Raw genomic sequence first — 12514 nt, 5'->3', positions numbered from 1 at the left:
ACAAAGTGGGACACGGCCCTGGTGCGTCGCCCTAGTCTGGATTCCGTAGCCGTCAGGCGCGGGGAGACGCACCCTGTACAGCATCATCGTGGTACCTCCGCCGACCACGGGGGACGAGCGACACAGCACCCAGTTCCGGCTCGCGCCCTGCGAGCGCCTCGCCTTCGGGCGCTCCGCCCCGGACAACGACCTGGTGATCGCGCACGACGGGGTGTCCCGCCGCGCCGGTGAGATCACCGCGCACGGGGCGTTCTGGATATTGAGCAACCTCTCCGCCCGCCACACGTACGTCGTGGAGAACCCGGAGGGCGCCGGCGAGCACATCAAAGTCGCACCGGGGCGGCTGGACGCGCCGGTTCCCTTCGAGTTCTCCCGGATCGTGCTGCCCGCGGCCGGGGACCTGCTGCCCATCGAGGTGTGGGCGCCACGGCACGACTATCTGTGCGGCACGGGCGGATCCGACGGCGAACCCACCGCGCCCGCCTTCTCCGTGGACCGCAGCAAGCGCTACTTCGCGGTGCTCGCCGCCCTGTGCGAGCCCCGGCTGCGCGGTGATCCGCACGCCGCGCCGCCGACCGTCGACCAGGTGGTCGAGCGGTTGCGCCCGGCCTGGCCGGCCGCGTCGCGCACCTCGGTGCAGTGGAACATCGACTACCTGGCCGTGAAGCTGCGGCTGAAGCCCGGCCCGGAGACCGCCGAGACCGGCCCCCGCCTCAACGGGAAGAAGGAGTCGCTGGTCTCCCTGGCCCTGCGCTTCGACCTGGTGCGGGAGGACGACCTGACCGTCCTCGCGGGCCGGCCGAGCCGGGCGTCCCGGTGACCGAGCCCTACGCCGTGCCGGTGCCCCGCGGTTACCGGGTCGGCGTCTGGGAGGTGCGCAGGCCGATCGCCACGGGCGCCTTCGGCAGCGTCTACGAGGGGCGCCGCACCGGCGGCGACGGGACGCTGCCGCGCACGGCCGCCCTGAAGTTCCTGCCCACCGGCACCGGCACCCCGCGCCAGCTGACCCACCTGCGCGAACTCATCGAGCGCGAGGTCGCGTTGCACCGCAGGCTGCGCCGCCCTCGGCTGATCCGGATGTACGAGACCCTCACGGTCGACGACCCCGCCGGCCCTGGCCTGGACGGCGCCACCGTGCTCGTCCTGGAGAAGGCCCAGGGCTCGCTGGCCGCCCTGCTCGACACCGGTCCCCGGCCCGCCTCGGGGCCCGTACTGCTCGCGCAGATCTGCGAAGGGCTCGCCCAGTTGCACCGGGCGGGCTGGGTGCACGGGGACCTGAAACCGGCCAACGTGCTGCTGATGCCGGACGGTTCGGTGCGCCTGGCCGACTTCAACATGGCCGCCGAACTGGAGGGCACCCACGCCTACACCCCGGCCTTCTGCACCCCCGACTACACCCCGCCCGAACTGCTGTGGTCCGAGATCGGCGAACGCGGGCGCCGGATCCGCCCGTCCGCCGACGTATGGGCCTTCGGGATCCTCTCCCACCTGGTCCTCACCGGCGCCTTCCCGCTGCCCGGCGCCACCCCGACACTCCGCCGGGACGCGGCCGCCGCCTACGCCGGCGGCTCGCGGGAACTGCGCCTGTCCCCCGAACTCCCGGACGCCTGGCGGGAGATCGTCGGCGGCTGCCTGGCCCGTACGCACGAGGACCGCATCGGTGCCGAGGCCCTGCTGCGCCGGGTCGCGGCCGCGGCCGGGACGGCCCGCCCGCCCCGGTTCCCGAAGATCCCCCCGATTCCCGCAGCCCGCCGCCAGCGCCGCGTGGTCGTCCTGGCCGCGGCACTCGCCGCGGCCGCCGTGGCCGCGCTCGCCCACGGTGTCGGCACCCGCGCGGACCGCCTGCCCGACGCCAAGGGATCCGCGCCGGAGGCGACGGCCGCCGCGTTCGGTTACGGCGCCGCCGAACTCCGCACCGACCGGGGCGTTCCCGCCGTCTACCGGCGGCTGATCGTCGACTCCGCGCGCGGCTGCGCGCGGCCGGAGGTCACGCCCGCGCTGATCGCCGCCATGCTGAAGGCGGAGAGCGACTTGGACCCTGGCCTGTCCGACCCGGCCGAGGACGAGTACGGCATCGCCCGTTGGACCCCCGAGGTGCTGCGCTGGTGGATACGGTCCGACGGTCAGCCGGCGCCCTCGGTCCCCCGCCGTGTCCGTCCCGGCCATGGGCCGGTACCTGTGCTACATCGAGCCGCGGCTGGAGGCCGGGCTGCCCGGCGACCGGCGGGTGCTGATCGCCGCCGCCTACCGGACGTCGTACCGGAAGTTGAACCCTCCCCCAGCCGAAGCAGGGGGATTCCTGGCTCAAGCAGCTCGTTCACTCAGCGAGCGAACGAGTCTGACGCTCTCAGCACCAGCCGGGACGGAACCTGCCCGGTTGTCCGTCAAGACAACGGAGTTGCACGTGCTTGGTTCTCGCAACGCACGACAACCAGACTACCCAACCGCCCGGGCGGTTTTTCATCTTTTGGGCGAAACTCCGTTCCGAGGTACCGCGGCCGCCCCGCCCTCGGCGCGGTGGAGCCGTCCACCCCACGGGGTGGCAGGACCTCGACGAGGTCCTCGACTCAGGCAGGAACGGGGGGAACGTACTCCAACCCGTCCTGGTTCGTCTGCAAGTTCGACGGCGGGCAGAACCACGGCGGCCCGCACCCCACCCGCTGGGTCTGCACCCAGGCGGACAACGGGGTCTGGGGCTGGATGAGCGACAACGACATCGCCTCGGAGACCAACCCGCTGCCCTCGTGCTGAGGTCCGCGTGAACGCGGCCTCCGGCTCTCTCCTCGAGAGAGCCGGAGGCCGCGGCCTTCAGGGGCGTTCGCCGATCAGTGGAAGAAGTGGCGGGTCCCGGTGAAGTACATCGTCACGCCCGCCTTCTGCGCGGCCTCGACGACCTGCTCGTCGCGGATCGAGCCGCCCGGCTGGACGATCGCGCGGACGCCGGCGGCCATGAGGATCTCGGGGCCGTCGGGGAACGGGAAGAACGCGTCCGAGGCCGCGTAGGAGCCGCGGGCGCGCTCCGCGCCGGCCCGCTCGACCGCCAGCTTGCAGGAGTCGACGCGGTTGACCTGGCCCATGCCGACACCGACCGAGGCGCCGTCCCTGGCGAGCAGGATCGCGTTGGACTTCACCGCCCGGCAGGCCCGCCAGGCGAAGGCGAGCTCGGCCAGCTCGTCGGCCGGCAGCGCCTCGCCGCTGGCGAGGGTCCAGTTGGCCGGGTCGTCGCCGTCGGCCTGGAGCCGGTCGGTGGCCTGGAGCAGCACGCCACCGTCGATGTGCTTGGCCTCCAACCGGCCGCACGGGCCGTTCGGGGCCTTCAGCACCCGGATGTTCTTCTTCTTGGCGAGGGCCTCCAGCGCGCCGTCCTCGTAGTCCGGCGCGACGATGACCTCGGTGAAGATCTCCGCGACCTGCTCGGCCATCTCCTTGCTGACCGGGCGGTTGACCGCGATCACCCCGCCGAACGCGGACAGCGGGTCGCAGGCGTGCGCCTTGCGGTGCGCCTCGGCGACGTCCGCGCCGACCGCGATGCCGCACGGGTTGGCGTGCTTGATGATCGCCACGCACGGCTCGTCGTGGTCGTACGCGGCACGGCGGGCGGCGTCCGTGTCCGTGTAGTTGTTGTACGACATCTCCTTGCCGTGCAGCTGCTCGGCCTCGGCGAGTCCGCCGACCGGGCCGCCGGTGTAGAGAGCGGCGGGCTGGTGCGGGTTCTCGCCGTAGCGGAGGGTGTTCTTGCGCGCGTAGGTGGCGCCGAGGAAGTCGGGGAAGGAGGACTCGTCGACGGGCGCGTAGGAGGAGGCGAACCAGGAGGCGACGGCCACGTCGTAGGCGGCCGTGTGCTGGAAGGCCTCGGCGGCCAGGCGCTTGCGGGTGACGAGGTCGAAGCCGCCGTCCCGCACCGCGGCGAGGACGTCGGCGTAGCGGTCCGGGCTGGTGACCACGGCCACGGACGGGTGGTTCTTGGCGGCGGCGCGGACCATCGAGGGGCCGCCGATGTCGATCTGCTCGACGCACTCGTCGGGCGAGGCGCCGGAGGCCACGGTCTCCCGGAACGGGTAGAGGTTGACCACGACGAGGTCGAAGGGCTCGACACCCAGCTCGCCCAGCTGCCGCCGGTGGTCCTCCAGGCGCAGGTCGGCGAGGATGCCGGCGTGCACCTTGGGGTGCAGGGTCTTGACCCGGCCGTCCAGGCACTCGGGGAAGCCGGTGAGGTCCTCGACCTTCGTGACGGGCACGCCGGCCGCGGCGATCCGGCCGGCGGTGGAGCCGGTGGAGACGAGTTCGACGCCCGCTTCGTGCAGCCCGCGCGCGAGCTCCTCCAGCCCGGTCTTGTCGTAGACGCTGACGAGCGCGCGCCGGATGGGCCGCTTGTTCTCGGCGGTCACTGGATAACTACCTTTCGTCCCTCGATGCGATAGCCGTTGCGGGCGAGCCGCCCCACGACCTCGACGAGCAGCCTTCGCTCGACTTCCTTGATGCGCTCGTGCAGCGCGCTCTCGTCGTCCTCGTCCCGGACCTCGACCACGCCCTGGGCGATGATCGGGCCGGTGTCGACGCCGTCGTCGACGAAGTGGACGGTGCAGCCGGTGACCCTGGCGCCGTACGCGAGCGCGTCCCGCACACCGTGGGCCCCGGGAAAACTGGGCAGCAGGGCGGGGTGCGTGTTGACGAACCGCCCGCCGAACCGCGCGAGGAACTCCTTCCCCACGATCTTCATGAACCCGGCGGAGACGACGAGGTCGGGCTCGTGGGCGGCGACGGCCTCGGCCAGCGCCGCGTCCCACTCCTCGCGCGTGCCGTAGTCCTTGACCTTCCGCACGAAGGTCGGCAGCCCGGCGCGCTCGGCGCGCGCCAGCCCCTCGATGCCGTCGCGGTCGGCGCCCACGGCAACGACCTCGGCGCCGTAGGCCTCGGCTCCCACGTCGGCGATCGCGTCGAGGAGCGCCTGAAGATTGCTGCCGGATCCGGAGACCAGCACGACGAGGCGCTTGGCCACGGGCTTGGCGGCCACGATGGGGCCCTTTCTCGGGGAAGCTGTTTTGTACGGTCGTACGAATGCTTCGCGCCCCCGGATACGGGGAAGCCTACGAAGCGGCCGACCGTCAGCAACGATACCGGCACTTCGGACGGCCCCCATGGGACGTGGGCGTGGCCGGAAGGTAGCGTCTGGGAGGAGCTGGTACGGGAACGCACCGCACCCACCGTGCGTTCACGCGGTGAGAGATCCCTGACCGTGGGCACCCAGCGCCTTCGGGGACCTCTCCACCGGATCGTCCGTGCCGGAACGGTCGTGCCAGATCAGTCGTGACTCACCAAGGGGAAGACGCTCACTTGATGCCGGACCGCAGCCTGCGACTCCTCACGCTCCCTCCCCAGTCGGCGCAGGGAGGGCGGCGCGGTGCCGTGTTGCTGCGGGAGCGCCCGTCCTCGCCCCCGGACGCGTCCTCGGACGGGCGGGACGGCGCCGGACGCGGCAGCGCCACCCCCGACGACAACCCCTTCGCACCGCCCCCGGAGGGCACTCCCGACCGCGCGTGGCAGCCCCGTCCCCAGTCGGGCCGTGACGCCTCCTCCGAAGGCGGATCCGACGGGTCCGGCGAGGGCGGCGGCCACGCCCCCTGGGGCAGCCAGTGGAGCGACCGCCAGCCCGGCCGCTCCTCCAACGGCTTCGGCGAGCGCCCGCAGCGGCCCGGCGGCGGCCCGCAGAACCCGAGCGGCGGCCCCGGTCCGCGCTGGGACCCCACCGACCCCGCCCAGCGCCGTGCACGGTACGCCCTGCTGTGCGGCATGTGGGCCTTCTTCTTCTCCCTGTTCGGCTGGCCGTACGTGGCCCTGCTGCTGGGCGCGCTCTCCCTGTACTGGGGTGTCAGCTCGCTGCGCGCCAAGCCGCGCGGGCACGGGCCGGACAGCCCGGCGCCCGAGGGCCGCCCCCAGACGACGGCCGCGGTCAGCGGCCTGGTCACCGCGTCACTGGCGCTCGCTCTGGTCGCCGTGAACTTCACGGCGCAACTGGTCTACCGCGACTACTTCTCGTGCGTGAACGACGCCCTCACCAACGAGGCCAAGCAGTCCTGCGACCAGCATCTGCCGGCTGAGCTGCGGGGAGTGCTGGGGATCAGCGACTGACGGGGGCGTCCGGCGCGGGGGGTTCCTCCGCGCCGGGGTCCTGTGCGGGGGGCCGTGGCGCGAGGGGTTCGCGCGGGGATTGCCTCACGGTTCCTTCCGGCTTCGCGGGCACGGACGGCTCCACGGTTACTTCCGGCTTCGTGCTCTCCTGCGCCGCGCCGGCCTCCCGCGGCGCCTCCGTCCCCGCCGCCGCTTCCTTCAGCGCGGCCCGGCGGGCGTCCCGGTCTCCGTCGCCCCCGCGCCAGGAGGGGGGTCCCGGCACCGGCGGGTCGAAGAGCAGGACGTCGTACGGCTCGAAGAGGTCGTCGTGGCGAACGGGGACCGGCGTGGGCTGTGGGCGCCGGGGCTTCGCGGCCTTCGCCCGCAGGAGCAGGCCCCACCGGCGCACTCTTGCGCGCAAGGCTTCGGCGGGCGACGGACGCGGCACCGTGACGGTCGTGCCCGCCTGGGGTTCGCCGGTCTTCGGCTTGGCCGCGCCGCCCACCGCCACCCGGCTCGAGCGGCAGCGCCACGCCCGCAGCACCGCCGCCGTCGGCACGGCCGCCGTCGCGGTCCACACCAGCGCCGCCGCGCCCACCTGCCACCCCACCGGCCCGAACCGGGCGAGCGCGGCGCCCCCGAGCGGACCGCCGGCCAGTGCCGAGAGCACCCCGAGAACCGCCGCGCACAGCAGACAGGCCAGCCCGGCACCGGCCACCGTCCGCCGCCACGACCAGGCCCGCACGCCCGCGCGTACCTCCCCGCCGTCCGGCTCCGCGCCGCCCCGCTCCTCCCGCACCGCCGACCTGGCCACGAACCAGCCCATCGTCAGCCCGGCCGTCACCGGCAGCGACGCCGTCGCCCAGTTCAGCGCGGTGCCGGGGCCTGGGTCCGGAACCGCGGCGAGCAGCGGGAAGGGCGGCAGCAGCGGGGCCGGGGCGGAGGACAGCGGGCCGACGACATGACCGGCGCCGAGCACGAAGCCGGGTCCCAGGGAGTACGCCGCCGCCCACAGCATCGCGTTCGGCAGCAGCGCCAGGCACAGCAGCAGTACGGTGAACCGTCCCGACCAGCCTTCGGTCAGCTCCAGGAAGGCCCCCTGGACCGTCCCGGCGTGCACCACCAGCGACACCACGAGCATCAGGGCCCCGCCGCCGGCGAACACCATGGCCCCGGCCCCCGCCGCCCGCGCCGCGACACCCAATCTCGCCCGTGGACCCGGCGCTAGGAGCAGCCGCCTCACACCGCCCGGCAGCCGGTGCAACGCCCGCTCCAGGGGTGCGCGGGGACAGCCGTACGCCGTCCACACGCCGCTGCCCGCGGCCGCCGCGGTAACCAGCGGTACGCACACCGCCGCCCACGCCCACGAGGTCCGCAGCGCACCGCCGTCCGCGTACGCGGCGGCGCCGGATCCGACGGCGAGGTAGCCGAGGACGACGCCCGTCCAGGCGGTGCGCGGTGGGACGAGCGGCCCGCCGTCGCCCCCGTCGGTCGCGTCCCGGGCCGCCCGGTGCACCAGCAGCGCGGGCAGTGCGAGCAGCAGCAGCGGGGTCACTCCGACGGGCGCGGGGACCCCCGTGAGGGTTTCGGTGCGGATCAGTTCGGCGCCGTGCGCCAGCAGCCACAGCGCGCCGACGACGTGCAGCGCGCCGCCGGGTCCGCTGTCCGGATACGGCGAGCTGATCCACAGCGCGACGACGAGCACGGCGAACGAGCCGAGGCCGAGCCCCGCCGCGACCGCACCGCCCAGGAAGCAGGCTCCCAGGCCGGGTGAGCGGTCCCGCAGGCGGGTGCGAAGGCGTGACAGCGGTGGACGTCTGCGGGTCGTCTGGATCACGGCCTCCATGCTCCCAACGACACACGCTTTCCAGGCGCAACAGGCGAACCTCCGCCATGTCACTCAATATACGAATATGTGCCTATTCACACGGAGGGACGCATCATGACGAGCAGTCATGCGAACCCGCTGCCATCCCCCACGGAGGGCCGACGCTTCGGCACGGCTGCCTCCCTGACGCGGGATCAGGCCGTCGACGAGGCAGGTAACACCCTGACACCCGCTCAGGCCTTCGACGCTCTGTACACGTTCTGTGCCCCCGTGCTCGTACGGCAGGCCTATCTGCTCACCGGCCGGCACAAGCAAGCGCGCGAGTCCGTGGAACAGGCCTTCCAACTGGCCTGGCAGCGCTGGCCGGAGGTGGCACACGACCGGGACCCGGCGGGCTGGGTGCGGGCGGTGGCGTACGAGTGCGCGCTGTCCCCCTGGCGCCTCTTCCGCCGGCGGGGCCACGCCCCCGACCCGCCGTCCGACCCCGCGGACCGCGCGCTGCTACGCGCCCTGCTGCTGCTCCCGCCGTCGTACCGCCGCACCCTGGTGCTCTACGACGGTGTCGGCCTCGACCTGCCCGAGACGGCGGCGGAGACGGAGGCGAGCACCCCGGCCGCGGCGAGCCGGCTGATGCACGCGCGCGAGGCGCTCGCCGCGCGCCTGCCGGAGCTGTCCGATCCGGCGGAGCTGCACCGGCGGCTGGTCCGCCTGGCCTCGACGGTGCGCCTCGGGGCGGGCGAGCCGGCGGGCGCGCGCACGACCGGGGAACGCCGGACCCGGTTCTGGACCCGGTCCGCCATCGCCTTCACGGCCACCATCATCGGCGCGACGACGTTCACCCTGCGCACCGCCCCCACCCACTACCTGGCCCGGGTGTCCCCCGGGCACACGATCAAGGGGCTGCCGGTGCAGGGCGTGCTCGGCCCGCTCTCGCCGGAGGTGCTCAAGCTGCGCGCCGAGCTGAGGAAGGAGGCGGGGGGCGGGCCGGAGCGGCTGACACCGGAGCCCGGATGACTCGGCTGGTCCGCCGACCGGCTGGTCCGCTCCCGAAAACGCCGGTGGGTCTCCGCGGAAAACGCCGGCGCGCCTCCCGGAAACGCCGGTGGGCCCGCCCCCGTCTGGGGGTGGGCCCACCGGACCGGCTCGGAGAGCTCGGCCGCCGAGGGCGGCCGTGTTCAGCCGCCTGGGGCGGCCGGTGCTCAGCTGCCGAGGATGGCGCGAGCCAGCTTGGCCGTCTCGGTCGGGGTCTTGCCGACCTTGACGCCCGCGGCCTCCAGGGCCTCCTTCTTCGCCTGGGCGGTACCGGAGGAACCCGAGACGATGGCGCCCGCGTGGCCCATGGTCTTGCCCTCCGGCGCGGTGAAGCCCGCGACGTAGCCCACGACCGGCTTGGTCACGTTCTCCTTGATGAACGCCGCGGCCCGCTCCTCCGCGTCGCCACCGATCTCACCGATCATCACGATCAGGTCGGTGTCCGGGTCGTCCTGGAACGCCTTCAGCGCGTCGATGTGCGTGGTGCCGATGATCGGGTCACCACCGATGCCCACACAGGTGGAGAAGCCGATGTCCCGCAGCTCGTACATCATCTGGTACGTCAGCGTGCCCGACTTCGACACCAGACCGATCCGGCCCGGCTTGGTGATGTCGGCCGGGATGATGCCCGCGTTCGACTGACCCGGCGTGATCAGACCCGGGCAGTTCGGGCCGATGATCCGCGTCTTGTTGCCCTTCTTGCCGGCGTACGCCCAGAACGCGGCCGTGTCGTGCACCGCGACACCCTCGGTGATGACCACCGCGAGCGGGATCTCCGCGTCGATCGCCTCGATCACCGCGTCCTTGGTGAACTTCTCCGGCACGAAGATCACCGTGACGTCGGCGCCGGTCTTCTCGACGGCGTCCTTCACGGACCCGAAGACCGGCACCTCGGTGCCGTCGAAGTCCACGCTCTGACCCGCCTTGCGCGGGTTCACGCCACCGACGATGTTCGTGCCCGAGGCCAGCATGCGACGCGTGTGCTTCTGGCCCTCGGAGCCGGTCATGCCCTGGACGATGACCTTGGATTCCTTGGTGAGGAAGATAGCCATGGTGTTCTGTGACCTCGTCCCTTACTTCGCGGCAGCAGCCAGCTCGGCGGCCTTGTCGGCCGCGCCGTCCATGGTGTCCACCCGCTGCACGAGCGGGTGGTTGCGGTCGTCCAGGATCTGGCGACCCAGCTCGGCGTTGTTGCCGTCCAGACGCACGACCAGCGGCTTGGCGACCTCCTCGCCCTTGGACTCCAGCAGCTCCAGAGCCTGCACGATGCCGTTGGCGACCGCGTCGCACGCCGTGATGCCGCCGAACACGTTGACGAACACGGACTTCACGTCCGGGTCACCCAGGATGATCTCCAGGCCGTTCGCCATCACCTCGGCCGAGGCACCGCCGCCGATGTCGAGGAAGTTGGCCGGCTTGACACTCTTGTGGGCCTCACCCGCGTAGGCCACGACGTCCAGGGTCGACATGACCAGACCCGCGCCGTTGCCGATGATGCCGACCTCACCGTCGAGCTTGACGTAGTTGAGGTTCTTCTCCTTGGCGGCCGCCTCCAGCGGGTTGGCCGCGGCCCGGTCGTGGAGCTCCTCGAACTCGGGGTGACGGAACTCCGCGTTGTCGTCCAGCGACACCTTCCCGTCGAGGGCGATGACGTCACCGGAGGCGACCTTCGCGAGCGGGTTGACCTCGACCAGGAGGGCGTCCTCCTTGACGAAGACCTCCCAGAGGCTGACCAGGACGTCGGCGACCTTGTCGGCGACCTCGGCCGGGAACTTGGCCGCGGCGACGATCTCCTCGGCCTTCGCCCGGTCCACGCCGTCGATGGCGTCGATCGCGATCTGGGCGACGGCGTCGGGGCGGGTGGCCGCGACCTCCTCGATCTCCATACCGCCCTCGACGGAGGCGATGGAGAGGAAGGTGCGGTTGGCGCGGTCGAGGAGGAAGGAGACGTAGTACTCCTCGAGGATCTCCGGAGCGGTCTCGGCGAGCATGACCTTGTGGACCGTGTGGCCCTTGATGTCCATGCCGAGGATGTCCGTCGCGCGGGCGACGGCCTCGTCCGGGGTGGCGGCCAGCTTGACGCCACCGGCCTTGCCGCGGCCACCGACCTTCACCTGGGCCTTGACGACCGACTTGCCGCCCAGCCGCTCGGTGATCTCGCGCGCCGCCTCAGGCGTGTCGATGACTTCACCGGCCAGCACCGGTACACCGTGCTTGGCGAAGAGGTCCCTCGCCTGGTACTCGAACAGGTCCACGCGCTTCCGTCCCTATCAGTGATCTCGCGGTTCGTTGGATGCGTGGGCGTGCCGCGAAGGGCAACGTGACGTCCGCTCTGGGTCACAGGGAAGGCGCACACGGTGTCCGAGCGCGCGGCATGTCCGTCTCGCAGGTTATCCCCGCTTACGGGAGTGCCCTAAATCGAGGGTCACACCTGAGCGGTGATACCTGTCACATGATGCCGCGCTCTCTGGCACGGCGTGCCGCTGAAGCGGGGGCCTCACCGGGCTGGGGTTGACCGGGTGAGGCCCCCTCGTGCAGCCCCGAAGGGGCTCAGGCGGTTGGTCCCCACCCCAATGGGGACCAGCCGCCCTTTCCGCGAGGTCCCGGGCGGCACGGCCGGACGGACCGACGGCTTTCAGCCGTCCGGGTCCACCGGGCCCGCGGAGTCGGGTGGGCTCTCCGTGGCGACGGAGTGGTGGACCTGTCCGGTCAGCCGGGGAAGACGGGGACGGCCTGGTGCCGGTCCGGGGTGCCGAGTGCGGCAGCCCGGGCGGCAGCGCCGGGCACCAGCCGCAACGGGGCCCGCTCGGGCACCGTGACGGCGTGCGCGTCACCGTGCCGCGAGGTGCCGGAGTCGGCTGTCGCGTGATCGCCGAGCACGCCGTCCGAACCACCATCGGGGCCCTGGTGCGCAGGGATCGGGACGAGGGGGGCGGCGAGACCGGCACGGGGCGCGCGGTGAGGCTGGGCGTGCACGGCGGCGCCGCCGGTCCCGGAGGTCGCGCCGGTGTATCGCGGGCCGTAGGCGGCAGCGGAGGACACGGTGACGCCTTGCGCCGTACGGACCTTGGGGGTGCTGGCGTGCCCACCGGACGTGGGCAGGCCCGCGCCGTCCGGCCGCTGCTGCGGCTGGGGACCTGCGGCGCCGAGGCAGCGGACCCCGGCTGCGGCTGCAACGGCAACGGCGCCGGAAGGCCGGGCACGACAGGCACCACCGGCACCTCGGGCCACACCTCGACCGCCCCGCCCACCTCAGCGCCGACCACATCCCCAACCGGCTTCACGACCGGCCGGACAACGGACTCGACGACCACCGTCACAACAGGCCCGACGACCGGCTGCACGACGGACTGGACGACCGGGTTCACGACGGGCCGGACTACGGACTCGACGACTGGCTGGGCAACCGGCCGCACAACGCGCTCGGCGACGGGCCGGACAACCGGCTCGGCAACCGGCTTCACGACCGGCCGGACAACGGACTCGACGACCACCGTCACAACAGGCCCGACGACCGGCTGCACGACGGACTGGACGACCGGGTTC

The 12514-nt window shown here is 72.8% G+C and carries 9 protein-coding genes and 1 pseudogene; 4 read left to right on the top strand and 6 right to left on the bottom strand.

Annotated elements, in window-relative coordinates:
- Positions 1 to 73 precede the first annotated feature (73 nt).
- Positions 74 to 820, top strand: coding sequence for an FHA domain-containing protein (locus ACIQFZ_RS00460; protein ID WP_383057233.1), 747 nt, complete (start codon positions 74 to 76; stop codon positions 818 to 820).
- Positions 817 to 2296: pseudogene (locus ACIQFZ_RS00455) on the top strand (protein kinase); the annotation flags it as partial. The gene ACIQFZ_RS00460 and the pseudogene ACIQFZ_RS00455, both read left to right, overlap by 4 nt.
- Before the next feature lie 529 nt (positions 2297 to 2825).
- Here ACIQFZ_RS00455 and purH read toward each other — a convergent pair.
- Positions 2826 to 4388 (bottom strand): bifunctional phosphoribosylaminoimidazolecarboxamide formyltransferase/IMP cyclohydrolase, encoded by a 1563-nt coding sequence (gene purH / locus ACIQFZ_RS00450; RefSeq protein WP_402690286.1) that lies wholly within the window; start codon positions 4386 to 4388, stop codon positions 2826 to 2828.
- Positions 4385 to 5014: a phosphoribosylglycinamide formyltransferase gene (purN, locus tag ACIQFZ_RS00445; RefSeq protein ID WP_361416006.1), complete on the bottom strand. Its 630-nt coding sequence runs from the start codon at positions 5012 to 5014 to the stop codon at positions 4385 to 4387. The genes purH and purN overlap by 4 nt, the downstream gene beginning before the upstream one ends.
- Positions 5015 to 5337: 323 nt before the next feature.
- On the opposite strand from purN, the gene ACIQFZ_RS00440 reads away from it, so the two are divergent.
- Positions 5338 to 6129 carry a hypothetical protein gene (locus ACIQFZ_RS00440; protein ID WP_383057108.1) on the top strand — a complete coding sequence of 264 codons (792 nt, stop codon included), beginning with the start codon at positions 5338 to 5340 and terminating at the stop codon, positions 6127 to 6129.
- On the opposite strand, the gene ACIQFZ_RS00435 is transcribed toward ACIQFZ_RS00440, so the two are convergent.
- Positions 6119 to 7954 (bottom strand): DUF6350 family protein, encoded by a 1836-nt coding sequence (locus tag ACIQFZ_RS00435; RefSeq protein WP_383057106.1) that lies wholly within the window; start codon positions 7952 to 7954, stop codon positions 6119 to 6121. The genes ACIQFZ_RS00440 and ACIQFZ_RS00435 overlap by 11 nt on opposite strands.
- 96 nt (positions 7955 to 8050) lie before the next feature.
- Here ACIQFZ_RS00435 and ACIQFZ_RS00430 point away from each other — a divergent pair, with 96 nt between their 5' ends.
- On the top strand, positions 8051 to 8950 hold the full coding sequence (locus tag ACIQFZ_RS00430; protein WP_402690285.1) for a sigma factor-like helix-turn-helix DNA-binding protein: 900 nt from the start codon (positions 8051 to 8053) through the stop codon (positions 8948 to 8950).
- A gap of 185 nt (positions 8951 to 9135) precedes the next feature.
- On the opposite strand, the gene sucD is transcribed toward ACIQFZ_RS00430, so the two are convergent.
- The 3 genes from sucD to ACIQFZ_RS00415 all read right to left on the bottom strand — a co-directional run bounded on the left by sucD (position 9136) and on the right by ACIQFZ_RS00415 (position 12010).
- On the bottom strand, positions 9136 to 10020 hold the full coding sequence (gene sucD / locus ACIQFZ_RS00425) for a succinate--CoA ligase subunit alpha (protein ID WP_402690284.1): 885 nt from the start codon (positions 10018 to 10020) through the stop codon (positions 9136 to 9138).
- A 21-nt stretch (positions 10021 to 10041) separates the two neighbouring features.
- The gene (gene sucC / locus ACIQFZ_RS00420) at positions 10042 to 11223 is read right to left on the bottom strand and encodes an ADP-forming succinate--CoA ligase subunit beta (protein WP_402690283.1); all 1182 of its coding nucleotides are present in this window, start codon (positions 11221 to 11223) and stop codon (positions 10042 to 10044) included.
- 454 nt (positions 11224 to 11677) lie between these two features.
- A complete protein-coding gene (locus tag ACIQFZ_RS00415) occupies positions 11678 to 12010 on the bottom strand; it encodes a hypothetical protein (RefSeq protein WP_365433173.1) in 333 nt (110 codons plus the stop codon).
- Positions 12011 to 12514: the final 504 nt, after the last annotated feature.

The sequence above is a fragment of the Streptomyces sp. NPDC093064 genome (assembly GCF_044754605.1).
GTDB lineage: Bacteria > Actinomycetota > Actinomycetes > Streptomycetales > Streptomycetaceae > Streptomyces.
Note: the sequence above shows the minus strand (reverse complement) of the source record. Positions and strands in the feature narration are given on the sequence as shown.